The organism is Achromobacter pulmonis (assembly GCF_002885955.2).
GTDB lineage: Bacteria > Pseudomonadota > Gammaproteobacteria > Burkholderiales > Burkholderiaceae_B > Achromobacter > Achromobacter pulmonis_A.
The window spans coordinates 370412-393108 of sequence record NZ_POQS01000003.1 but is presented as its reverse complement, the minus strand read 5'-3'; the positions used below and the strand labels follow the sequence as shown (position 1 = coordinate 393108).

Here is a 22697-nt window from a genome sequence, read left to right as displayed (position 1 = left end):
AGTGGCCCTCTTCATCCTACGCAGACTGATCCAGAGTCTGTTCGTGCTGCTGGCCGTGTCGGTCGTGGTCTTCTTCGCGGTCTACGCGGTGGGCGATCCGATCGAGCTGCTGGTCAGCCCCGAAGCCAGCCAGGCCGCGCGCGAGGCGATGATCGCCCGCCTCGGCCTGGACCTGCCGGTGTGGCAGCAATACACGGGCTTTCTATGGCGCGCGCTGCACGGCGACCTGGGCACGTCCTTCGTGCACGGCATCCCCGCCATCGAGCTGATCGTGCAGCGCATCCCTGCCACCTTCGAACTGGTGGTCGTGGCCATCCTGCTGACCTGCGTGTTCGGCATTCCGCTGGGCCTGGTCGCGGGCCTGTACCGCGACCAGCCGCTGGGCCGCGGCATCATGGCCTCGTCGGTGCTGGGCTTTTCGCTGCCCAACTTCTGGCAGGGCATGATGCTGATCCTGCTGTTCGCGGTGTGGCTGGGCTGGCTGCCGGCCACGGGCCGCGGCGACACGGTCAGCGTGCTGGGCGTGCCGCTGTCGATCCTGACCGCCGACGGCTGGTCGCACCTGATCATGCCGGCCATCAACCTGGCGCTGGCCAACATCGCGCTGGTGCTGCGCCTGACGGCCTCCGGCGTGGTCGAGGCGCGCAGCCAGGACTACGTGAAGTTCGCCCGCGCCAAGGGCGTCAAGCCCGGCCGCATCGTGCGCCGCCACATCCTGCGCAACATCCTGATCCCCGTGGTCACCGTGATCGGCATGGAGTTCGGCACCCTCATCGCCTACTCCACCATCACCGAGACCGTGTTCGCATGGCCGGGCATGGGCAAGCTGCTCATCGACAGCGTCTACCAGCTCGACCGCCCGGTCGTGGTGGCCTACGTGATGCTGGTCACCCTGATCTTCGTGATCATCAACCTGGTTGTGGACATCCTGTACGCCACGCTCGACCCGCGCGTGCAGCTCGTGACTCCCGCTCAATAATCCGCCATGGCTCAAATTCCCAATCCCGGCCGCACCCGCACCGTCCAGCCCCTGGCCGAGACGCCCCGGCGCGCCGCCATCCTCAAGAAACTGCACGCGCGCCCGACGGTGCGCGGCTCCGTCATCGCGCTGGCCATCCTGATCGTCCTGGTGGTCTTCGCGCCCTACTTCGCGCCGCAGAACCCTTACGACCTGGCCAACCTGTCGCTCATGGACGGCCGCCTGGCGCCGCGCCAGGCGCTGATGGACGGCAGCATCGCCTGGCTCGGCACCGACGACCAGGGCCGCGACATGCTCAGCGCCATCCTGTATGGCCTGCGCATCAGCCTGATGGTGGGCCTGTCCGCCGTGGTGCTGGCCACCGCGGTCGGCGGCGCGGTCGGCCTGGTGGCCGCCTACATCGGCGGCCTGGTCGACACCGTGCTGATGCGCATCGTGGACTTCATCCTGGGCTTTCCCACCATCCTGGTGGCGCTGGTGCTGCTGGTGGTGCTGGGGCGCGGGGTGGACAAGGTGATCCTCGCCCTGGTGCTGGTGCAGTGGGGCCACTACGCGCGCATCATGCGCGGCCGCGCGCTGCAGGAACGCCGCAAGGAATACGTGGAAGCGGCCGCCAACCTGGGCTTTCCGGCCTGGCGCATCATGCTGTTCCATCTGCTGCCCAACTGCCTGGGCCCCGTGATGGTGTTCGCCACCATCCAGATCGCCACCGCCATCGCGCTGGAAGCGACGCTGTCGTTCCTGGGCGTGGGCGTGCCGATCACCGAACCCTCGCTGGGCCTGTTGATCTCCAACGGCTTCCAGTACCTGCTGTCGGGCGACTACTGGATCAGCCTGTTCCCGGGCATCGCCCTGCTGCTGCTGATTCTTTCCATCAACATCGTGGGCGACCGCCTGCGCGAAGCCCTGGACCCGCGACGAGCATGAACCGCCCACCCCCGAAGCGCTGCGCGCTTCCCCCTCAAGGGGGCGCCGCTGCGGACCGGCAAAGCCGGCTCCGCGCGGCCCCGCTGGGCAATGCCCGCGCAATGGAAATCTGAAATGAGCGAAACCCTACTGGAGGTGCGCGGCCTGCGCACCGCATTCCATACCGAGGCCGGCGCCTGGCTGGCGGTCGACGGCGTCGACCTGACCGTGCGCCGCGGCGAGATCGTCGGCCTGGTCGGCGAGTCCGGCTCCGGCAAATCCGTCACCGGTTTTTCGCTGCTGGGCCTGATCGACCCGCCCGGCGAAGTGGTGGACGGCGAAGTGAAATTCAAGGGCACCGACCTGCGCAAGCTCTCCGAAGAACAGATGCGCCAGTTGCGCGGCAACCGCATCGCCATGATCTTCCAGGACCCGCTGATGACGCTCAACCCGGTGCTGCGCATCGGCGAGCAGATGATGGAGGCCATCCTCACGCACGAGAACGTCTCGCGCGCCGAGGCCGAGGAGCGCTGCCGCGAGGCGCTGGCGATGGTGGGCATCCCCTCGCCGGAAAAGCGCCTGAAGAGCTATCCGCACGAATTCTCGGGCGGCATGCGCCAGCGCGTGGCGATCGCCATCGCGATGCTGAACAAGCCCGACCTGATCATCTGCGACGAGCCAACCACGGCGCTGGACGTCACCATCCAGGGCCAGATCCTCTACCGCATGCAGGAGATCTGCCGCGAGCACGACACGGCGCTGATCTGGATCACCCACGACCTGGGCGTGGTGGCCGAGCTGGCCGACCGCGTGGCCGTGATGTATGCCGGCCGCATCGTCGAAAGCGGCCCGGTCGAGCAGGTGCTGGACGCCCCGCGCCACCCCTATACCAAGGGCCTGCTCGACTCCATGCCCGGCGCCACCCGGCCCGGCGCGCGCCTGCACCAGATCGACGGCATGGCCCCCAGCCTGGCCGGCCGCCCCTCGGGCTGTCCGTTCCGTCCGCGCTGCACCAGCGCCGTCACGCGCTGCACCGAGCAAGCGCCCACCGTCACCACCGAAGGCCCGCGCAGCTACCGCTGCTATGCGCCGATTGCCCGCGAGGCCCAGTCCGTATGAGCCAAGCCGATACTCCCGTCATCGAGCTCAAGAACGTCCACAAGCGATTCGAGCAGCGTCCCGACCTGGCCCAGCGCATCCTGGCCGTGGCCGGCCGCCCCATCGACCGCCGCACCGTCTACGCGGTCAACGGCGTGGACCTGTCGATCAGGCGCGGCGAAGTGCTGGGCCTGGTCGGCGAATCCGGTTGCGGCAAGTCCACGCTGGGCCGCGTCGTGGCCGGCCTGCACCGCCAGACCGAAGGCGAACTGCTGTACCAGGGCCGCGACGCCAACCGCTTGCGCGGCGCGGACAAGCTGGCCTATACGCTGGGCGTGCAGATGATCTTCCAGGACCCGCAGGCCTCGCTCAATCCGCGCCAGCGCCTGCGCCAGATCCTGGGCGAAGCGCTCAAGGTCCACAAGCTGGCGCCGGCCGCCGAGATTCCGGCGCGCATCGACCGCGCGCTCGCCGAAGTGGGCCTGGACGCCGAATACCGCGACCGCTTCCCGCACCAAATCTCCGGCGGCCAGCGCCAGCGCATCGGCATCGCCCGCGCGCTGATGGTGGCGCCCAAGTTCCTGGTCTGCGACGAACCGGTGGCCGCGCTGGACGTGTCCATCCAGGCCCAGGTCATCAACCTGTTCATGGATCTGCGCGAACAGCACGGTTTCACGTACCTGTTCATCAGCCATGACCTGGGCGTGGTCAAGCACATCTCCGACCGCGTGGCCATCATGTACCTGGGCAAGATCGTGGAAATCTCCACCTCGGCCGAGATCTTCGCGCGCGCCAACCACCCGTACACTCAGGCCCTGATGGCCGAAGTGCCGGACGTGGGCCGCCGCGGCCGCAAGTTCACCCCGATCAAGGGCGAGATCCCCTCGCCCCTGAATCCGCCGCCGGGCTGCACCTTCAATCCCCGCTGCCCCCACGCCATGCCGCGCTGCCGCGAACAGGCGCCGGAACTGAAAGAAATCTCGGCGGGCCACTGGTCGGCCTGCCACCTGAATGAGGCGCACGCCTGATGAAACCTTCCGAAATGTCCAACGTCGACCGCATCGCCATCGAACTGGGCCATGCCGGCCGCAACGCCATCCAGTACGTGGACGAGGACCGCAACGCCGACCGTCCGTTCAAGCTGCAGACCTACCGCCCCTACGGCTACACGCCGGACCGGCCGGTGGTCATCGTGCAGCACGGCGTGCTGCGCAACGGCGACGAATACCGCGACTTCTGGGTGCCCGCCGCCGACAAGCACAAGCTGCTGATCGTGGCGCCGACCTTCTCCAACGAGATCTGGCCCGGCGTGGAAAGCTACAACAACGGCCGCGTGTTCTCGGCCGGCGGCAATCCGCGCCACGTCGACGGCTGGACCTATGCGCTGGTCGGCAACGTCATCAAGGACCTGATCGCCGCCGAGATCACCGACGGCCAGAACGTCCACCTGTTCGGCCATTCGGCGGGCGGCCAGTTCGTGCACCGCCTGATGAGCAGCCAGTCGCACGCGCCGTTCAAGGCCGTGACCGCCGGCAACCCGGGCTGGTACACCCTGCCCACCTTCGACCATCCCTTCCCCGAAGGCATGGACGGCGTCGGCCTGACCGAAGCGCACCTGGTGAAGCTGCTGGCCTATCCCATGACCATCCTGGCCGGCGACCAGGACATCGCCACCGACGACCCCAACCTGCCGTCCGAGCCGGCCGCCATGCGCCAGGGACCGCACCGTTTCGCGCGCGCGCAGAACTACTACGAGTTCGGCCGCAAGGAAGCCGAGCGCCGCGGCGTGCCGTTCGGCTGGAAGCTGCAGGTCGTGCCCGGCATCGGCCACGACGGCCGCGCCATGTCCGCGGTGTGCGCCAGCCTGTGGTTCGACGGCTGCATGCCCGACGCCGCCGAACTGGCCCGCCTGGCCGGCCAGCAGGTCGCCTGAGCGCCTTCCCTTTCCCTTAGCCCGAATCCGATACCGCCATGTCCACCCCCCCCAGCACCGAACAGATCGTCGCCGGCATCCAGAGCTGGCTGCAATGCGAATCGCCCTCGAATTTTCCCGAAGGCATCGCCGCGATGGCGCGCATCATCGCCGACTACGCCGCGGCCGCCGGCCTGACGGTGGAGCTGTCGTCCCTGGGCCCGGCCACCGGCCCGCTGCTGTACGTCACCAACCGCGCCCCCGGCGACAGCCGCCCCGGCATCCTGATCCTGGCCCACATGGACACCGTCCACCCGGTCGGCACGCTGCTGGAGAACCCGGTGCGCATCGAGGGCGACCGCCTCTACGGCCCCGGCGGCTACGACATGAAGGCCGGCATCTACCTGGCGCTGTCGGCCCTGGCCGGCCTGGCGCAGCCCGACGCGACCCGGCTGCCCGTGGACATGCTGGTGGTGCCGGACGAGGAAACCGGCAGCCATGCCTCGCGCCCGCACATCGAGCGCTTCGCCGCCAACGCCAAGTACGCGCTGGTGTGCGAGCCGGCCCGCGCCAACGGCGGCAAGTGCGTCACGGCGCGCAAGGGCACCGGCATGCTCAACCTGAACGTCAAGGGCCGTCCGGCGCACGCCGGCATGAACCACGACAAGGGCCGCAGCGCCATCCGCGAAATGGCGCACCAGGTGCTGGCGCTGGAAGCCATGACCGATTATGAGCGCGGCATCACCGTCAGCGTGGGCACCATCGCCGGCGGCACCGTGACCAACACCGTGCCGGCGCAGTGCCGCTGCGTGGTGGACTTCCGCGTGCCCGACATGGGCGCCGCCGAGGACGTGCTGCGCCGCATGCGCGAACTGTGCGCGGTGGGCCCGGACGTGGAGCTGGACATCGACGTGGAGCTGAACCGCCCGCCGATGGTCAAGACCGAGGCCGCGGCCCAGCTGCTGGCGCTGGTGCAGGGCTACGCCGAGCGCGCCGGCTTCCTGCTGGAAGACGCCCCCATGACCGGCGGCGGCAGCGACGCCAACTTCACCTCCGCCATGGGCATCCCCACGCTCGACGGCCTGGGCGCCGACGGCGACGGCGCGCATACCCTGAACGAATACGTGCTGGTCTCGACGCTGGAACAACGCCAGAAGTTCTGGCAGCTGCTGCTCAAAGAACTGGTCTGAGAGGGCGCGCGCGACCTCGGGGGACGCGGGCGTTTTGTCCTAGAATTTACCCCCCGAGACCGCGCCCCGCCCTGCTGATCATGTCCGACTCCCACACGCCCCTCAGCGCCATCGCCTATGGCGTCGCCACGCTGGCCGCCGACGGCAGCATTCTGGACACCTGGTATCCCCGCCCCTCGCTGGCCGAAGGCGCGCCCGCCACCGGCACCCGCCACCTCAGCCCCGAAGAAGCGCGCGCCGCCCTTGGCGAACACGTGCCCACGGCGCTGGTGCGCGACACCCGCCGCAAGGTGGACATCGTGGCCGTGCGCACCGCCATCGCCTCGCTGGACGAGCCGCCGGTCGACGCGCACGACGCCTATCTGCGCCTGCACCTGCTCAGCCACCGGCTGATCCGCCCGCACGACGCCAACCTCGACGGCCTGTTCAACGTGCTGTCCAACGTGGCCTGGACCTCGGCCGGCCCCTGCGCGGTCGACCAGGTCGACGCGCTGCGCTGGCACCTGCGCGCCTCGGGGCAGGTGCTGGAGATCCGCGGCGTGGACAAAATTCCGCGCATGACCGACTACGTCGTGCCCGGCGGCGTGCGCATCGCCGACACCGCGCGCGTGCGGCTGGGCGCGCACCTGTCGCCCGGCACCACGGTGCTGCATGAAGGCTTCTGCAATTTCAACGCCGGCACGCTGGGCGCCTCGATGGTCGAGGGCCGCATCAGCGCCGGCGTCATCGTCGACGACGGCAGCGATATCGGCGGCGGCGCTTCCATCATGGGCACCATGTCCGGCGGCGGCAAACAGGTGGTGTCCATCGGCAAGCGCTGCCTGCTGGGCGCGAATTCGGGCATCGGCATTTCGCTGGGCGACGACTGCGTGGTCGAGGCCGGCTGCTACATCACCGCCGGCACCCGCGTGCTGACGCCGGAAGGCGCGGTGGTCAAGGCCACGTCGCTAGCGGGCCAGCACGGCCTGCTGTTTCGCCGCAACTCGCAGACCGGCGCGGTCGAGTCGCTGGTGCGCACCGCCGCCTGGGGCACGCTGAACCCGGCCCTGCATAGCGGGCACTGAGCGCTACCGCCCCGGCGGCACCGGCGCGAACGGATGATGGGTCACGCTGCCGCGGCCGGCGATGATGGCCGTGGCCTCGGGCACTTCTTCCCAGGCGCCGGGCATTTCGGTCAGGGGCTCGGACAGCAGCAGGAAGGCATCGTCGTCCAGGGCCGCGATCTGCGCGTTGTCGGGGTACAGCTCGCGCAGGTGGCGCACGCAGGTGTTGTGGAACAGCGTGCGCGAATCGCCCTCGCTGGAATAGCGCACCGCGATCAGGCGCTGGCCGTCCAGCGCGCAGACCGTCATGTTGATCGGCTGCGCCACGCCATGCCGCCTGCCGGTCTCTTCCACCGCGCCCACCATGCGCGCCAGGCCCAGCACCGGGTCTTCCTCCAGACCGAAGCTGAGCGCCAGCAGGAACATCACTTCCGAATCGGTGGAGCCTTCCAGCGAGCCGAAATACGCCGGCGCGATCATCAGCATCAGGTCACGCCGCAGCAGCGGATAATCGCGGATGACGCCGTTGTGCACGAACAGCCACTGCCCGTGGCGAAACGGATGGCAGTTGGTTTCCTGGGCCGGCGTGTCGGTGGCCGCGCGGATGTGGGCGACGAACAGCGGCGCATGGATGGCGCGCGCCGCCTCGCGCAGGTTGCGGTCGTTCCAGGCCGGATGCACGCTGCGGTAGCGGAACGGCGGCTCCGGCGCGCGGCCGTACCAGCCCAGGCCGAATCCGTCGCCATTGGTGGTGGTCGCGCCCATGCGCGCATGCAGGCTCTGGTCGATGAGGGAGTGCCGGGCCTTGAACAGCACGCTCTCCATCTGGATGGGACTACCGGTATAGGCTAGCCAACGGCACATGGCGCGCTCCTTGTCTGTGGCGGGCAACCCCGCGCGGTCCAGTGTAGGAGCAGCCGGCGCGCTTGTCCAAGCGCGCCCGGACGGCCTATTTCTTCAGCAGCGCCTTGAGCATGGCCATGCGCTCTTTCGGGTTCATGGCGGCCGTGGCCTCGTCCTCCTGGATGCGCACGTCGCCCAGGCCCATCTCCTCGATGAAGCGCGAGGGCTCGCGCACCAGGTCCTCGCGCGCGCGGCGGCGGCGCTTGCACCAGCTCAGGTTCAGGCTGCGCTGCGCGCGCGTGATGCCCACGTACATCAGCCGCCGCTCTTCCTGGATGCGGGTGGCCAGGTTCTCGGCGGCGCGCGCCGGGTCGCCGACCTCGTCGTCCTTGCCCAGGTGCGGCAGCAGGCCCTCTTCGACGCCGGCCAGGTATACGTGCGGATACTCCAGCCCCTTGGAGGCGTGCAGCGTGGACATCTTCACCGCGTCGGGCTCTTCCTCTTCGCCGCGCTCGAGCATGGTGACCAGCGCCACGTGCTGCACCAGGTCGAACAGCGTCATGTCGTCTTCCTCGGCCTTGCGCTTGAGCCAGCCGGTCAGCTCCTGCACGTTCTGCCAGCGCGTCTGCGCGGGCCGTTCCTCGAAGAGTTCGTACAGGTGGCGTTCGTACTGGATCGCCTCCAGCAGGTCGTCCAGGATCACGCCGGCGGGCTCGGCCGGCGCGGCGTCCCCAGCCGTGGCCGCGCCGCGCCCGGCGCGCCACTGCATGCGGCGGATGAATTCGGCGAAGGTGCGCAGCGGCTCCAGCTGGCGCGGCGCCAGCAGGCTTTCCAGCCCGGTCTCGGCCACCGCCGCCAGCAGCGACAGTTCGCGGCTGGCGGCGTACTGGCCCAGCACCTGCAAGGTGGCCTGGCCGATGCCCCGCTTGGGCGTGGTGGCCGCGCGGATGAAGGCGGGATCGTCGTCGTCGTTGGCCAGCAGCCGCAGATAGGCCAGCACGTCGCGCACTTCGGCCTTGTCGAAAAAGCTCTGGCCGCCGGAGATGGTGTACGGAATCTTCAGGTTGCGCAGCGCCTGCTCCAGGATGCGCGACTGGTGGTTGCTGCGATACAGGATGGCGAAATCCTTCCACTGCGCCTGGCGCTCGAAGCGCGCCGCCGACACCTTCATCGCGATCGATTCGGCCTCGTGCTCCTCGCCGTCCATGGCCGACACCAGGATCGGCTCGCCCACGCCCAGCTCGGACCACAGCTTTTTTTCGAACAGCTTGGGATTCTTTTCGATCACCTGGTTGGCGGCGGCCAGGATGCGCTGGACCGAGCGGTAGTTCTGCTCCAGCTTGATGAGCTTGATGTTGGGATAGTCGGTCGTCAGCTTGGCCAGGTTCTCGATGGTGGCGCCGCGCCAGGCGTAGATGGCCTGGTCGTCGTCGCCCACCGCCGTGAACATGGCGCGCGGCCCGGTCAGCAGCTGCACCAGGCGGTACTGGCACACGTTGGTGTCCTGGTATTCGTCCACCAACAGGTAGCGCACGCGGTTCTGCCAGCGGGTGCGCACCTCTTCGTTATTGGCCAGCAGCTGGGCCGGAATGCGGATCAGGTCGTCGAAGTCCACCGCCTGGTAGGCCGCCAGCGTGGCCGCGTAGCTGCGGTACACGTTGGCCGCCTCCACGTCGCCCGGCGTGATGGCCTCGCGCGCGGCGTCGTCCGGCTCCATCAGCGCGTTCTTCCACAGCGAGATGATGCCCTGCACGTGGCGCAGCCGCGCCTTGTCGGTGGTGCCCAGCAGCTCCTGGATGATGGCCATGGCGTCGTCGGCGTCCAGGATGGAGAACGTGGGCTTCAGGCCGGCGTTGCGCGCTTCCTCGCGCAGCATCTTCACGCCCAGCGAGTGGAAGGTGCTGATGATCAGCCCCTTGGAAAGCTTGCGGTCCACCAGCGTCTTGACGCGCTCGTCCATCTCGCGCGCGGCCTTGTTGGTGAAGGTCAGCGCCACCACGTTGCGGCCCATGTAGCCGCATTCGCGCAGCAGGTAGGCGATCTTCTGCGTGATCACCCGGGTCTTGCCGCTGCCGGCGCCGGCCAGCACCAGGCAGGGGCCGTCCAGGTACAGCACCGCCTCCCTCTGGGCGGGGTTCATGCCTAGGCCTATGGGTTCGCTTGCGGACATTTGGATCGTGGGGTCGGGCGGCGCGGCGCGGCGACGCCGGCGCGAAAGAGGACAAAGATCATAGAACAATCGGGCGGCGGGCGCATGGCCCGGCCCTCAGATCTCCAGGGGGTCGACTTCCAGCTGCCAGCGCACGCGCGCCTCGTTGGCGAGATAAGGCAGGTGGTGCGACCAGGACGCCAGGAAGGCCTGCAGGGCCGGACGGCTGCTGCTTTCGACCAGCAGCTGGGCGCGTTCGATATTGGCCACGCGCACCACCCGCAGCGGCACGGGGTCATACAGCATGATGGCGTCCAGGCCCGGAAAGTCCGCCGCCCATTCGCCTTCGGGCAGGGCGCGCGCGCGTTCCAGGAAATCCTTGGCCACCTTCAGCTCGCGCGCCTCGGCGGTCAGCAGCGCCTGGTAGACGTAGGGCGGCAGGCCGGTGCTTTCGCGCTCGCGCAGCGCGTGGCGGGCGAAACCCGCGTAATCGTGGCGCAGCAGCGCCTGGTAGACCGGCTGCTCGGGGTAGCCGGTCTGGATCAGCACCTCGCCGTTGCCCTGGTGGCGCCCGGCCCGGCCGGCCACCTGCATCAGCTGCGCGAACAGGCGCTCCGGCGCGCGGAAATCGTGCGCGAACAGCATGGAGTCGGCGTTCAGCACGCCCACCAACCCCAGCCGCGCGAAATCGTGGCCCTTGGCCACCATCTGCGTGCCCACCAGGATGTCCACCTCGCCGGCGTGGACCGAGGCGAACAGCGCCTCGGCGCTACCCTTCTTGCGCGTGCTGTCGGCGTCGATGCGCAGGATGCGGGCCTCGGGGAACAGCTCGGCCAGGTGTTCCTCCACGCGCTGGGTGCCGCGCCCCATCGGCGCCAGGTCCTGGTCGCCGCATTCGGGGCAGGCGCGCGGCACCGGGGCCTGATAGCCGCAATGGTGGCATTGCAGGCGGTGGCCGCGGCCCTCGGTGCGGTGCAGCACGGTGAACGCGGTGCAGCGCGGGCAATTGCTGACCCAGGCGCAGGACTGGCAATGCAGCACCGGCGAATAACCTCGACGGTTCAGGAAGATCAGCGACTGCTCTTTGCGCTCCAGGCGCTGGCCGATGGCGTCGAGCAGTTGCGGCGACATGCCTTGCTTGAGCTGCAGCCGCCGCGTGTCCACCAGCCGCACCGTCGGCAGGCTGCTGGCGCGCGCCCGGCCCGGCAGGCTCAGGCGCAGGTAGCGGCCGCGCTCGGCGTGCTGCCAGGTCTCCAGCGACGGCGTGGCCGAGCCCAGCACCACCGGGATGCCGAGGTCGTGGGCGCGCCACACGGCCAGGTCGCGCGCCGAATAGCGCAGGCCGTCCTGCTGCTTGTAGGAGGCGTCGTGCTCTTCGTCCACCACGATCAGGCCCAGCTCGCCCATGGGCGCGAAGACCGACATGCGCGTGCCCAGCAACATGCGCGCCTGGCCGCGCTGGGCGCGGGTCCAGGCCTGCAGGCGCTCGCCGTCGGACAGGCCGCTATGCATGACGGCCAGCCCGTCCGGCCCCACCAGCGCCTCCAGGCGCGCGCGCAGCGCGCCCTCGAGCTGCGGGGTCAGGTTGATTTCGGGCACCATCAGCAGCACCTGGCGGCCGGCGGCCAGCACGTGCTCGGCGGCGCGCAGGTACACCTCGGTCTTGCCGCTGCCGGTCACGCCGTGCAGCAGCACCGGCTTGAATCCGTCCAGCGCGGCAATGGCCTCGACCGCGCCCTGCTGGGCCTCGTTGAGCGCCGGCGGCTCGTCGGCCGCGGCCGGGGCTCGCACGGCCTTGCGCTTGCGCCCGTCCAGCCTGGCCACCGGCCCGCCGGCCGAGCGCTTGCCCTGGTACGCGGTGGGCTTGCGCAGCGGCGGCGGCAACGTGGGCAGCATCACTTCGCCCAGCGGCCGCTGGTAATAATCCGCGGCGAAGCGCGCCAGCCGCAGCCAGGCCTCGTCGAACGGCGGCAGGTCGTCCAGGACCGCCTCGATCGGCCGTATCTGCTTGGGGTCGTAGGACGGCTCGGCCGGGTTGTCCACAACCACGCCGATGAGCTTGCGGCGGCCGAACGGCACGATCACCCGCAGGCCCACCGTCACCGGCGCGTCGCTGCGGTAGTCGAAAGGACCGGGCAGGGGCACGTCCAGCGCCACCCGCACCCAGGCAGGCGGGGAAACCAAGGTGGCCTGCGCTTCAGACATGGAGGATCGGACTGTGCATAAGGGAGGATGACCCCGCCCGACGCGCTCCCGGCCTGTCCCCGCCTGTGGATAACTTTGGGGAAAAGGCTGGAGCAAGGTCGGAAATTGGAAAAAGCCTGGATTTCGTGAACCTGTGAATTCCTGTCAAAAATCCACGATTCACCTGAAAAAACAATGACTTGTACAATATTTCAAGATTGTAAACTAGCTTCTAAAGGGTTTTCCCCGAGAGCAATCTTGCTGTGCACAAGTGCGCGCTGCTCCGGCCCTGAGGGCCGAAGCGTTCACTCACTTACCCCCGCAGCGAGCGGCTGTGGCTGTGGACTTCATCGACCAATTCGGCTACGGCTTCCGGCGGAGTGAAGCGCGAAATGCCGTGGCCCAGGTTGAAGACGTGGCCGCCCTTGCCCACCGGGCCGAAGGCGTCCAGCACGCGGCGCGCTTCGGCGCGGATGGCCTGCGCGCCGCCGAACAGGGCCATCGGGTCCAGGTTGCCCTGGAAGGCGACGGCGTCGCCGGTGCGGCGCCGGGCGGCCGCCAGGTCGACGGTCCAGTCCAGGCCCACGGCGTCGCAGCCACAGGCCGCGATGTCCTCCAGCCACTGGCCGCCGCCCTTGGTGAAGACGATGACCGGCACCCGCCGGCCTTCGTTTTCGCGCTTGAGGCCGGCCACGACCTTGCGCGTGTAGGCCAGCGAGAATTGCTGGAACAGGCCGTCGGCCAGCACCCCGCCCCAGCTGTCGAACAGCATCACGGCCTGCGCGCCGGCGGCGATCTGCGCGTTCAGGTATTGCAGCGTGGCTTCGGCGTTGATCTCGAGGATGCGGTGCAGCAGGTCGGGACGCGCGTACAGCATGGTCTTGATCAGGCGGTAATCGTCGCTGCCCTGGCCTTCGACCATGTAGCAGGCGATGGTCCAGGGGCTGCCGGCAAAGCCGATCAGCGGCACCTTGCCGTCCAGTTCGCGCCGGATCACGCCGACCGCGTCGAACACGTAGCGCAGCCGCTCCATGTCGGGCACGGCCAGGCGCGCCACGTCTTCCTCGGTGCGCACCGGGCGGGCAAAGCGCGGGCCCTCGCCTTCGGCGAAGTCCAGGCCCAGGCCCATGGCGTGCGGCACCGTCAGGATGTCGGAGAACAGGATGGCCGCGTCCAGGTCGAAACGCGCCAGCGGCTGCAGCGTGACCTCGGCGGCATAGTCCGGATTCTGAGCGAGGCCCATGAAGGAACCTGCGCGCGCGCGGGTCTCGCGGTATTCGGGCAGGTAGCGTCCGGCCTGGCGCATCAGCCAGATCGGGGTGTAGGGCACGGGCTCGCGCAGCAGCGAGCGCAAGAACACATCGTTCTTCAAGACGGGAGCAGACACGACTATCCTCGATGATCGGAAGCCGTGATTTTACTTCCCCCCGGGCAGCCGGGCGCCGCCGCCTTCAGCGGCCGGCTTGCCCGTGCGCAAGCGCGCGCGCATGACGCGCCAGGAACTAGTCCCGATGCGCCTGCGCGGCCTGCCGGTAGGGCGCGGCCTCGATGCCGTGCTTGCGCATCAGGGCCCAGAACGCGCGCCGGTGCTTGCTGCACGCGCGCGCCGCCTGCGCCACGTTGCCGCCGTGGCGCGACAGGGCGTGGCGGATGTAGTCGCGCTCGAAGCCGTCCACCACACGCGCCTTGGCGGCGCGGAACGGTTCCAGCGCGCCGCGGTGCGCGTGATGGCGCGCCCCGGCCCAGCCGTGCTCGGCCGGCGCGCCCGACGGCCGCTGGCGGGCTGCGCCCGGCCGGCAGCGGCCCGCGGCGGCGGCAGACGCCGCGCCATAGGCCGCGGCGGGTTCGCGCAGCGCATCGCGCCCCGCCGCCGGCCTGGCCAGGCGGCCCAGGCGCACCCGCAGGCTTTCCAGGCACACCGGCTGGGTCATGAAATCCCAGGCGCCCAGGCTGAGCAGGTCTTCGATGGCCGGCGCCTTGACCTCGTGGACCAGCAGGAGCAGCGGCGTATTCAAGGCCGCGCGCGCCTGTTGCAGCGCCATGCGGGTCCAGGCCAGCGTCGCGGGCGCCACCGGCAGGATGCAGACGTCGTAGCGCGTGAGCGCCACCGCCAAGCGCGCCAGCGCAAGCACGTCGGGACCTTCGGGAACCGCCACGGCCAGGGCCGGGGGATGAGGATGCGCCGCGACGGGCGCGTAGCGCAGCGCGGTCAGCGACACCGGATGCAGCCGCAGGCGCGTGGCGCGCACCGGATGGCGCTCTACCCAGCCGCGCATCGCAGCCTCGTGGCCTGGGGCCAGCAGCACCCCGCAATCCAGCACGTCCCGCACGCCGCCTCCCTGGTTTGATTCGACTTGACCGAAGGCTACCGAAGCCGGCCGGGCGCGGCTATTCGTATTGAACGCAATGGGGGAGGTGGACGCTGGGGAGAGGACGATTGGGGCGTAGGATGGGTGCAGCGCGAGAATTCTTAAGCAAGAACCCTGATGCTGAACGCGCGAAACCCATCAGGCGGCGGGAGCCGCCGGTTTTCGTGGCAAGCCCAAATGCCGGCTTGCGCCGTCTGATGGGTTACGCGCGTTCAACAACCGGTTCTTGCCGCGAGCTTGCCGCGCTACACCCATCCTACATTCAACACGCGCCATCCAACACGCGCCGTTCAACAGGCCCCATTCAACGACCGACAACCAACCGAGCGTCGGATAAAAAAAGCGGTCCCGAAGGGCCGCCTTTTACGCGCGGAGCATTACTGCCGCTTAGTGCGAACGGCCGCCTTGGCGCAGCTTGCGCGCCGCGATGGCTTGCGCAGCCAGCATGGCGAGCTCGGCTTCGACGACGGCGATGTCCGCCTTGTCCTTGGCGTTGGCCAGGGCCTCTTCGGCCTTCTGGCGCGCTTCCAGGGCGCGGGCTTCGTCCAGGTCGGCGGCGCGGATGGCCGTATCGGCCAGAACCGTCACGCTGCCCGGTTGCACTTCCAGAATGCCCCCGGCGACGAAGACGTTTTCCTCGCCCTGGTCGGCACGAACGATCTTGACCGTGCCGGGGCGGATGCGCGAAATCAGCGGGGTGTGGCCGGGCAGAATGCCCAGTTCACCCGACTCGCCAGGCAGGACCACGAACTTCGCCTCACCGGAGAAGATCGCTTCCTCTGCGCTGACCACATCGACATGCAGGGTAGCCATAGTGGATCCTTATTGCAGTTTCTTGGCCTTCTCGAAGGCCTCGTCAATCGTGCCGACCATGTAGAAGGCCTGCTCGGGCAGCGAATCGCATTCGCCGTTGACGATCATCTTGAAGCCGCGGATGGTTTCGGCCAGCGGCACGTACTTGCCCGGCGAACCCGTGAACACTTCGGCCACGTGGAACGGCTGCGACAGGAAACGCTGGATCTTACGGGCGCGGGCCACGGCCTGCTTGTCTTCCGGCGACAGTTCGTCCATGCCCAGAATCGCGATGATGTCGCGCAGTTCCTTGTAGCGCTGCAGCGTCTGCTGCACGCCGCGGGCCACGGCGTAGTGCTCTTCGCCCACGACTTGCGGGTCGAGCTGGCGGCTGGACGAATCCAGCGGGTCCACGGCCGGGTAGATACCCAGGGCGGCGATGTCACGCGACAGCACGACGGTGGAGTCCAAGTGCTGGAAGGTGGTGGCGGGCGACGGGTCGGTCAAGTCGTCGGCAGGCACGTACACGGCCTGGATCGAGGTGATCGAGCCGGTCTTGGTCGAGGTGATGCGCTCTTGCAGCACGCCCATTTCCTCGGCCAGCGTGGGCTGGTAGCCCACCGCCGACGGCATACGGCCCAGCAGCGCGGACACTTCGGTGCCGGCCAGGGTGTAGCGGTAGATGTTGTCGACGAAGAACAGGATGTCGCGGCCTTCGTCGCGGAACTTCTCGGCCATCGTCAGGCCGGTCAGCGCCACGCGCAGACGGTTGCCCGGGGGTTCGTTCATCTGACCGAACACCATGGCCACCTTGTCCAGAACGTTCGACTCTTCCATTTCGTGGTAGAAGTCGTTGCCTTCGCGGGTACGCTCGCCCACGCCGGCGAACACCGACAAGCCGCTGTGCTGCTTGGCGATGTTGTTGATCAGTTCCATCATGTTGACGGTCTTGCCCACGCCGGCGCCGCCGAACAGGCCGACCTTACCGCCCTTGGCGAACGGGCAGACCAGGTCGATAACCTTGATGCCGGTTTCCAGCAGTTCCACCGAGGGCGACAGTTCGTCGAACTTCGGGGCGGACTGGTGAATGGCGCGCTTTTCGTCGGACTGGATGGGACCGGCTTCGTCGATGGGACGGCCCAGCACGTCCATGATGCGGCCCAGGGTGCCGTGACCGACGGGCACCGAGATCGGCGCGCCGGTGCGGGCCACGGCCATGCCGCGGCGCAGGCCGTCGCTCGAACCCAGGGCGATGGTGCGCACCACGCCGTCGCCGAGCTGCTGTTGCACTTCCAGCGTCAGACCCTTTTCGGCGAACGAGGAACCCTCGTCGGCCAGGGTGAGCGCTTCGTAGATCTTGGGCATTTCATCGCGGGGGAACTGAATGTCCACCACGGCGCCGATGCACTGAACGATGGTTCCGTTGCTCATGTCGATTCCTTGATATTTTGACGGGATACTGCCCGGCTTACACCGCGGCAGCGCCCCCTACGATTTCCGAAATTTCCTTGGTGATCGCGGCCTGGCGGGTCTTGTTGTAGACCAGCTGCAGGTCGCCGATGACCTTCTTCGCGTTGTCCGACGCCGCCTTCATGGCGACCATACGAGCGGACTGTTCCGAGGCCATGTTCTCGGCCACGGCCTGGTACAGAAGGCCTTCGACGTAGCGCTGCAGCAGATCGTCGATCACGCTCTTGGCGTCCGGTTCGTAGATGTAGTCCCAGCTGTAGTCGGACTTGATCTCGGCCGTCGGTTCCAGAGATTGCGCGCCCGACTGGAACGGGTCGTCCAAACCGGAGGCCAGCGGCAGCAGGCGCAGGAACACCGGCTCCTGCTTCATCGTGTTGATGAAGCGCGTGGTCGCCACGTAGAGCGCGTCGATGCGGCCTTCGAGGTAGTCGTCCAGCTGGACCTTGATGGCGCCCAGCAGGCGGTCCAGGTCGGGCTTGTCGCCGAGCTGCACTTCCTGCGACACCAGCTTGGCGCCGATACGGGTCAACAGGCCGAGGCCCTTGTTGCCGAATGCGGTCGCCTGCGCCTTGATGCCCTTGGCCTCGAATTCCTTGAGGCGCGACAGCGTCAGACGGCTGATGTTGGTGTTCAGGCCGCCGCACAGGCCCTTGTCGGTCGTGACCAGCACCACGCCCACCGACTTGACTTCACGTTCCTGAAGGTAGGGGTGGTTGTATTCCGGGTTGGCCTGCATCAGATGCGCGGCGATCTCGCGCACCTTGGTGGCGTACGGACGGCCCGCGCGCATCCGCTCCTGCGCCTTGCGCATCTTGGATGCGGCGACCATTTCCATCGCCTTGGTGATCTTGCGCGTGTTCTGCACGCTCTTGATCTTGGTTCGGATTTCCTTGATTCCGGGCATTGCGCTTTCCTGTTGAGACGGCTGGCGGGCTCGGCTTCACGCCGCTCCCGCCCTACCGTAGGATGGGCTCGCGCCCATCGACTACGCCAGACCTTGCCTTAAAAAGCACCGTGCTTCTTGAAATCCTGGAGCGCGGCGGCCAGTTCGGCGTCGTCGTCCTTGGACAGTTCCTTGGTGTCTTCGATGCGCTGGATCAGGGCGGCATGCTTGGCCTTGAGGTGGTCCTTGAAGGACTTCTCGAAGGACAGCACCTGGGCCACGTCCACGTCGTCGAGGTAGCCGTTGTTCACGGTGTACAGCGACACGGCCAGTTCCCACACCTGCAGCGGCTGGTATTGCGGCTGCTTGAGCAGTTCGACCACGCGCTTGCCGCGCTCGAGCTGGCGACGGGTGGCGTCGTCCAGGTCGGAGGCGAACTGCGCGAAGGCGGCCAGTTCACGGTACTGCGCCAGGTCGGTACGGATACCGCCGGACAGCTTCTTGATGACCTTGGTCTGGGCGGCGCCGCCGACGCGCGACACCGAGATACCGGCGTTGATGGCGGGGCGGATACCGGCGTTGAACAGGTCGGTTTCCAGGAAGATCTGGCCGTCGGTGATCGAGATCACGTTGGTCGGAACGAAGGCGGACACGTCGCCGGCCTGCGTTTCGATGATCGGCAGCGCGGTCAGCGAGCCGGTCTTGCCCTTGACGGCGCCGTTGGTGAACTTCTCGACGTACTCTTCGTTGACGCGAGCGGCGCGCTCCAGCAGGCGCGAGTGCAGGTAGAACACGTCGCCCGGGTAGGCTTCGCGGCCCGGCGGACGGCGCAGCAGCAGCGACACCTGGCGGTAGGCCCAGGCCTGCTTGGTCAGGTCGTCATAGATCACCAGGGCGTCTTCGCCGCGGTCGCGGAAGTATTCGCCCATCGTGCAGCCGGCGTAGGCGGCCAGGTACTGCATGGCGGCCGAGTCGGAGGCCGAGGCGGCCACGACGATGGTGTATTCCATGGCGCCGTGCTCTTCGAGCTTGCGCACCACGTTGTTGATGGTCGACGCCTTCTGGCCGATGGCGACGTACACGCAGGTGACGTTCTTGCCCTTCTGGCTGATGATGGTGTCGACGGCGACGGCGGTCTTGCCGGTCTGGCGGTCGCCGATGATCAGCTCGCGCTGGCCGCGGCCGATCGGCACCATGGCGTCGATAGCCTTGGTGCCGGTCTGCAGCGGCTGCGACACCGAGCGGCGGGCGATGACGCCGGGGGCCACTTTCTCGATGATGTCGGTTTCTTTGGCGTTGATCGGGCCCTTGCCGTCGATCGGCAGACCCAGCGTGTTGACCACGCGGCCGCGCAGCTCGGGGCCGACGGGCACTTCCAGAATGCGGCCGGTCGTCTTGACCTGGTCGCCTTCGGACACGCCGGTGTAGTCGCCCAGAATCACGGCGCCGACGGAGTCGCGCTCAAGGTTCAGTGCCAGACCGAAAACGTTGTTGGGGAACTCGAGCATTTCGCCCTGCATCACGTCGGACAGGCCGTGGATGCGGGTAATACCGTCGGTCACGGAGACGACGGTACCTTGGGTACGAACATCAGTCGAAGCGCCCAGGCCCTCGATGCGGCTCTTGAGCAGTTCGCTGATCTCGGAGGGATTGAGTTGCATATTGACTCCTGGAATCCTGTTAGTTGCCTTAAGCGGCGAGCTGGTCGCGCATGCGGGCCAATTGGGCTTGTACGGAAGTATCGAGCACCTGGTCCCCGACGGCCACGCGCACGCCGCCAATCAACGACGGGTCGACAGTGACGCTGGGCTTGAGCTTGAGGCCAAATTTTTGTTCGAGCGCGGCCACCAGTTCTTGGACCTGGGCGTCGCTCAGCTCGAACGCGCTGGTGATTTCCGCCTGCGCCGTGCCGTCGTGACGATTCCGCAGCGCCGCGAATTGCGTGGCGATGTCGGGCAGCAGCAACAGCCGGTCGTTCTCGACCAGCAGCGCGATGAAATTGCGGGCGGCTTGCGGCAGTTCGGCCTTGATCAGGCCGGTGAACAGCTCGACGCGCTGCTTGTCGCCCAGACGCGGATCGGCCATGGCCTCGCGCACGTCGGGGTTGGAGGCAACCTGCGACATTTCACCGACCAGGTCGGACCAGGCCGGCAAGCCGGCCTTGTCGTCGCACGCCGCGCTGAAGAGCGCCTCGGCGTAGGGCCGGGCAACAGTGGAAAGTTCAGCCATGGCGGTCCCGGATTAAAGCTGCGCGCGAAGCTGGTTGAGCAGCTCGGCGTGCGCGCGGGCGTCAACCTCGCGCTTGAGGATCTGTTCAGCACCCTTCACGGCCAGCGCTGCGACGTCGTCGCGCAGCAGGTCGCGGGCGCGCTGGACTTCCTGCGCGGCGTCCTGGGCAGCCTGGGCCACGATGCGGGCGCGTTCGGCTTCCGCTTCGCGGCGGGCCTGCTCGATCAGGGAGGCGGCTTGCTTTTCGGCCTCGATGATGCGGGCGTGGTTTTCGGACTTGGCAGAAGCCTCGATCAGACTGACGCGCGCCTGGGCCTGGGCCAGATCGGCCTTGCCCTTCTCGGCGGCGGCCAGGCCGTCGGCGATTTTTTGGCGGCGCTCGTCCATCGCCTTCGTCAGAGGAGGCCACACGAATTTCATCGTGAACCAGCCCAGAACGAAGAACACGAGCATCTGGAAAATGATCGTCGCGTTCAGATTCACGGTCGTTCCTTTAACACCTTTCGGCTCCGGCTGCGCCCGGGACGGGGCTTACGGAGCACTCGATACTTTGCTGGGCGGCGATGCGCGGTAGTCCTGCACCGCCGCCAGCGTCATGACCCGCCTTTTCGCCGGCGGGCGGTGCCTTAGCCGACGAACGGATTGGCGAAGGCGAACAGCATGGCGATACCCACGCCGATCAGGAATGCCGCGTCGATCAGGCCAGCCAGCAGGAACATCTTCGTTTGCAGAGCGTTCATCAGCTCAGGCTGACGAGCCGAGGCTTCCAGATACTTGCCGCCCATCAGTGCGATGCCGATGCAAGCGCCGATAGCGCCCAGACCGATGATAAGACCGCAAGCGAGGGCAACGAAAGCGACGTTGGTCATGACAACTCCTTGGTTAGAAATCTGAAGTCAAAAAATTGAAAAATAAGGGGTACAGCTCAATGCAAGAAAATCTTGCTATCCCACGCTGGCCGGATGGCCAGCGTGGGAAATCCGGGGGATCAGTGGCCTTCGTGAGCCTGGCCGAGGTAAACCAGCGTCAGCATCATGAAGATGAAGGCCTGCAGCAGGACGATCAGGATGTGGAAGATCGCCCAGATCGAGCCGGCCAGGATATGGCCCAGGCCCAGGCCGATGCTGGCACCGTTGAAGCCGGTCCAGGCGCCGCCCAGGAGGGCGATCAGCATGAAAATCAGTTCGCCGGCGAACATGTTGCCGAACAACCGCATGCCCAGCGACACGGACTTGGCGGCGTATTCGATCAGGTTCAGCAGCAGGTTGAACGGAGCCAGCAGCAGCGCGCCGATGCCGTGCGCATGGAACGGCGCGGTGAACAGTTCCTTGACGAAGCCGCCCGGGTGCTTGATCTTGATGCCGTAATAGAACATCAGCAGCAGCACGCCCAGCGACATGCCCATCGGCACGTTCAGATCGGCGGTCGGCAGAATGCGGTGGTAGTAGAGCGGGTCGCCGTGCTCGGCGCCCAGGCCGGTCAGGCGCCAGATCGAGGGCAGCAGGTCGACCGGCAGCAGGTCCAGCGCGTTCATCAGGACGATCCAGAGGAACACGGTCAGGGCCAGCGGGGCGATGAACAGGCGGCTCTTGGCATTGTGGACGATGCCCTTGGCCTGGTCGTCGACCATGTCGACGATCATTTCCACGAAAGCCTGGAAACGGCCCGGCACGCCGCTGGTGGCGCGGCGCGCGGCGCGCCACAGGAAGAAGACGACGATCAGACCCATCAGGCCGGACCAGAACAACGAGTCGTAATTGATGATGTCGAACTGAGCGATAGCGCTCTGTTTCTCGCCCGTATTGTTCAGATGCACCAGGTGGTGCTGAATATACGCAGACTGAGGCGACACGTCGCTGGCAGCAGCCATTTGAATCCTACCCTATTTGCTGTATGCCCGGCCCTTGCGAACCGGACGATTCCACGATTTCGTTTGCCGCAAACCTGCTCGGCGCTAAGACAACTTGCGGAACATCATAAGCAGGAGATAACCCTTCAATGTGAGTATCAAACCGAGCAGCGCGGCAGGCCATACGAGGCTGTCCTGCGCCACACGCGAAAGCAGCCACAACAGCAGCGCCGTTGCGAACAGCTTGATCAACTCACCAGAGAGAAAGGTAAAGGGACTGGCTTTACCGGCCCGAACGCTGACCGCCAGGCGCAATGCGAACAACGCATTGGGTATGAAATACGCTCCCGCCCCCGCCAGCGCCGACCAACCTGCCGCCGCCCCTCCGACAACCCCCGCAATTACCGCCGCTGCGAGCCCCATGGCGCCCTGCGCAGCCAGTGCCAACAAGAGCCCACGGCTCGCTTGAGCATTCAGCGCCGCGCGGTCCGCGTCGCTAAGTACCAGAACTTTTTCCGTGGCGCCCTGGTCCAACACTTCCATACCGTGGCTCCCAACCGGACCCTGCCGCATATTTTGCTGCATGGAGTTCTGTTGCATCAAACTTCCCCGCGTAAGCCGCAAAGCCCCGTAAGCCTTCTTGCTCCGTAAGCCTTCCTGCTCTCAATCTTGCTCTTGCCAGAACCGGCGCATTCGGCTTTTGGATATCGACGCGTATTTACGCCCAATACCCTCTCAACCAGCCGCCAAGTGTTCTTACCCCGCAAGCGTCAAACTCGCAGAGTATAGCTTGATTCTTTT

The 22697-nt window shown here is 67.3% G+C and carries 21 protein-coding genes; 7 read left to right on the top strand and 14 right to left on the bottom strand.

The window, feature by feature from the left end; translation table 11 throughout:
• The first annotated feature begins 1 nt into the window (after window position 1).
• The 7 genes from C1I89_RS13110 (at window position 2) to dapD (ending at window position 7149) form a co-directional block, all read left to right on the top strand.
• Complete coding sequence (locus C1I89_RS13110) at window positions 2–979, top strand: ABC transporter permease (protein WP_102773215.1); 978 nt, start codon at window positions 2–4, stop codon at window positions 977–979.
• Between the two features lie 6 nt (window positions 980–985).
• Window positions 986–1906 carry an ABC transporter permease gene (locus C1I89_RS13105; protein WP_102773214.1) on the top strand — a complete coding sequence of 307 codons (921 nt, stop codon included), beginning with the start codon at window positions 986–988 and terminating at the stop codon, window positions 1904–1906.
• A gap of 114 nt (window positions 1907–2020) precedes the next feature.
• On the top strand, window positions 2021–3004 hold the full coding sequence (locus C1I89_RS13100) for an ABC transporter ATP-binding protein (RefSeq protein WP_102773213.1): 984 nt from the start codon (window positions 2021–2023) through the stop codon (window positions 3002–3004).
• A complete protein-coding gene (locus C1I89_RS13095; protein WP_102773212.1) occupies window positions 3001–4011 on the top strand; it encodes an ABC transporter ATP-binding protein in 1011 nt (336 codons plus the stop codon). The genes C1I89_RS13100 and C1I89_RS13095 overlap by 4 nt, the downstream gene beginning before the upstream one ends.
• Window positions 4011–4916 carry an alpha/beta hydrolase gene (locus C1I89_RS13090; RefSeq protein WP_102773211.1) on the top strand — a complete coding sequence of 302 codons (906 nt, stop codon included), beginning with the start codon at window positions 4011–4013 and terminating at the stop codon, window positions 4914–4916. The genes C1I89_RS13095 and C1I89_RS13090 overlap by 1 nt, the downstream gene beginning before the upstream one ends.
• Window positions 4917–4954: 38 nt before the next feature.
• A complete protein-coding gene (locus C1I89_RS13085) occupies window positions 4955–6085 on the top strand; it encodes a M20 family metallopeptidase (protein WP_102773210.1) in 1131 nt (376 codons plus the stop codon).
• Window positions 6086–6165: 80 nt separating this feature from the next.
• Window positions 6166–7149, top strand: a complete 984-nt coding sequence (gene dapD / locus C1I89_RS13080; protein WP_102773209.1) for a 2,3,4,5-tetrahydropyridine-2,6-dicarboxylate N-succinyltransferase — start codon at window positions 6166–6168, stop codon at window positions 7147–7149.
• A 3-nt stretch (window positions 7150–7152) separates the two neighbouring features.
• Here dapD and C1I89_RS13075 read toward each other — a convergent pair whose 3' ends face one another.
• The 14 genes from C1I89_RS13075 to C1I89_RS13010 form a co-directional block, all read right to left on the bottom strand.
• Window positions 7153–7992 (bottom strand): class II glutamine amidotransferase, encoded by an 840-nt coding sequence (locus C1I89_RS13075; protein ID WP_102773208.1) that lies wholly within the window; start codon window positions 7990–7992, stop codon window positions 7153–7155.
• Window positions 7993–8077: 85 nt separating this feature from the next.
• A complete protein-coding gene (locus C1I89_RS13070) occupies window positions 8078–10141 on the bottom strand; it encodes a UvrD-helicase domain-containing protein (protein WP_102773207.1) in 2064 nt (687 codons plus the stop codon).
• A gap of 96 nt (window positions 10142–10237) precedes the next feature.
• Window positions 10238–12325, bottom strand: a complete 2088-nt coding sequence (locus C1I89_RS13065) for a primosomal protein N' (protein WP_102773206.1) — start codon at window positions 12323–12325, stop codon at window positions 10238–10240.
• 292 nt (window positions 12326–12617) lie between these two features.
• On the bottom strand, window positions 12618–13691 hold the full coding sequence (gene hemE / locus C1I89_RS13060; RefSeq protein ID WP_102773205.1) for a uroporphyrinogen decarboxylase: 1074 nt from the start codon (window positions 13689–13691) through the stop codon (window positions 12618–12620).
• A gap of 115 nt (window positions 13692–13806) precedes the next feature.
• Window positions 13807–14625, bottom strand: a complete 819-nt coding sequence (locus tag C1I89_RS13055; protein ID WP_440130637.1) for a helix-turn-helix domain-containing protein — start codon at window positions 14623–14625, stop codon at window positions 13807–13809.
• Window positions 14626–15060: 435 nt separating this feature from the next.
• A complete protein-coding gene (locus tag C1I89_RS13050; protein WP_043543081.1) occupies window positions 15061–15486 on the bottom strand; it encodes a F0F1 ATP synthase subunit epsilon in 426 nt (141 codons plus the stop codon).
• A gap of 9 nt (window positions 15487–15495) precedes the next feature.
• Complete coding sequence (gene atpD / locus C1I89_RS13045) at window positions 15496–16896, bottom strand: F0F1 ATP synthase subunit beta (RefSeq protein WP_102773204.1); 1401 nt, start codon at window positions 16894–16896, stop codon at window positions 15496–15498.
• Window positions 16897–16933: 37 nt separating this feature from the next.
• Window positions 16934–17839, bottom strand: a complete 906-nt coding sequence (gene atpG, locus C1I89_RS13040; RefSeq protein WP_102773203.1) for a F0F1 ATP synthase subunit gamma — start codon at window positions 17837–17839, stop codon at window positions 16934–16936.
• Between the two features lie 98 nt (window positions 17840–17937).
• Window positions 17938–19479 (bottom strand): F0F1 ATP synthase subunit alpha, encoded by a 1542-nt coding sequence (gene atpA, locus C1I89_RS13035; protein ID WP_102773202.1) that lies wholly within the window; start codon window positions 19477–19479, stop codon window positions 17938–17940.
• A gap of 28 nt (window positions 19480–19507) precedes the next feature.
• Complete coding sequence (locus C1I89_RS13030; protein WP_102773201.1) at window positions 19508–20047, bottom strand: F0F1 ATP synthase subunit delta; 540 nt, start codon at window positions 20045–20047, stop codon at window positions 19508–19510.
• Window positions 20048–20059: 12 nt separating this feature from the next.
• Window positions 20060–20530 (bottom strand): F0F1 ATP synthase subunit B, encoded by a 471-nt coding sequence (locus C1I89_RS13025; RefSeq protein ID WP_013391129.1) that lies wholly within the window; start codon window positions 20528–20530, stop codon window positions 20060–20062.
• A gap of 143 nt (window positions 20531–20673) precedes the next feature.
• Window positions 20674–20916, bottom strand: coding sequence for a F0F1 ATP synthase subunit C (atpE, locus tag C1I89_RS13020; protein WP_003815363.1), 243 nt, complete (start codon window positions 20914–20916; stop codon window positions 20674–20676).
• Window positions 20917–21035: 119 nt separating this feature from the next.
• Window positions 21036–21917, bottom strand: a complete 882-nt coding sequence (gene atpB / locus C1I89_RS13015; protein ID WP_102773200.1) for a F0F1 ATP synthase subunit A — start codon at window positions 21915–21917, stop codon at window positions 21036–21038.
• Between the two features lie 84 nt (window positions 21918–22001).
• Entirely contained in the window at window positions 22002–22439 is a 438-nt protein-coding gene (locus tag C1I89_RS13010) for an ATP synthase subunit I (protein WP_102773199.1), read from the bottom strand.
• Between the last annotated feature and the right edge of the window lie 258 nt (window positions 22440–22697).

What these genes read in the sequence shown, in the direction of transcription:
- C1I89_RS13090 (WP_102773211.1), top strand. Translation starts at nt 4,011, where the DNA reads ATGAAACCTTCCGAAATGTCCAACGTCGACCGCATCGCCATCGAACTG.
- C1I89_RS13085 (WP_102773210.1), top strand. Translation starts at nt 4,955, where the DNA reads ATGTCCACCCCCCCCAGCACCGAACAGATCGTCGCCGGCATCCAGAGC.
- C1I89_RS13070 (WP_102773207.1), bottom strand. Translation starts at nt 10,141, where the DNA reads ATGTCCGCAAGCGAACCCATAGGCCTAGGCATGAACCCCGCCCAGAGG.
- atpA (WP_102773202.1), bottom strand. Translation starts at nt 19,479, where the DNA reads ATGCAACTCAATCCCTCCGAGATCAGCGAACTGCTCAAGAGCCGCATC.
- C1I89_RS13105 (WP_102773214.1), top strand. Translation starts at nt 986, where the DNA reads ATGGCTCAAATTCCCAATCCCGGCCGCACCCGCACCGTCCAGCCCCTG.
- C1I89_RS13095 (WP_102773212.1), top strand. Translation starts at nt 3,001, where the DNA reads ATGAGCCAAGCCGATACTCCCGTCATCGAGCTCAAGAACGTCCACAAG.
- C1I89_RS13010 (WP_102773199.1), bottom strand. Translation starts at nt 22,439, where the DNA reads ATGGAAGTGTTGGACCAGGGCGCCACGGAAAAAGTTCTGGTACTTAGC.
- C1I89_RS13050 (WP_043543081.1), bottom strand. Translation starts at nt 15,486, where the DNA reads ATGGCTACCCTGCATGTCGATGTGGTCAGCGCAGAGGAAGCGATCTTC.
- C1I89_RS13030 (WP_102773201.1), bottom strand. Translation starts at nt 20,047, where the DNA reads ATGGCTGAACTTTCCACTGTTGCCCGGCCCTACGCCGAGGCGCTCTTC.
- atpG (WP_102773203.1), bottom strand. Translation starts at nt 17,839, where the DNA reads ATGCCCGGAATCAAGGAAATCCGAACCAAGATCAAGAGCGTGCAGAAC.
- atpD (WP_102773204.1), bottom strand. Translation starts at nt 16,896, where the DNA reads ATGAGCAACGGAACCATCGTTCAGTGCATCGGCGCCGTGGTGGACATT.
- C1I89_RS13075 (WP_102773208.1), bottom strand. Translation starts at nt 7,992, where the DNA reads ATGTGCCGTTGGCTAGCCTATACCGGTAGTCCCATCCAGATGGAGAGC.
- C1I89_RS13100 (WP_102773213.1), top strand. Translation starts at nt 2,021, where the DNA reads ATGAGCGAAACCCTACTGGAGGTGCGCGGCCTGCGCACCGCATTCCAT.
- atpE (WP_003815363.1), bottom strand. Translation starts at nt 20,916, where the DNA reads ATGACCAACGTCGCTTTCGTTGCCCTCGCTTGCGGTCTTATCATCGGT.
- C1I89_RS13065 (WP_102773206.1), bottom strand. Translation starts at nt 12,325, where the DNA reads ATGTCTGAAGCGCAGGCCACCTTGGTTTCCCCGCCTGCCTGGGTGCGG.
- atpB (WP_102773200.1), bottom strand. Translation starts at nt 21,917, where the DNA reads ATGGCTGCTGCCAGCGACGTGTCGCCTCAGTCTGCGTATATTCAGCAC.
- dapD (WP_102773209.1), top strand. Translation starts at nt 6,166, where the DNA reads ATGTCCGACTCCCACACGCCCCTCAGCGCCATCGCCTATGGCGTCGCC.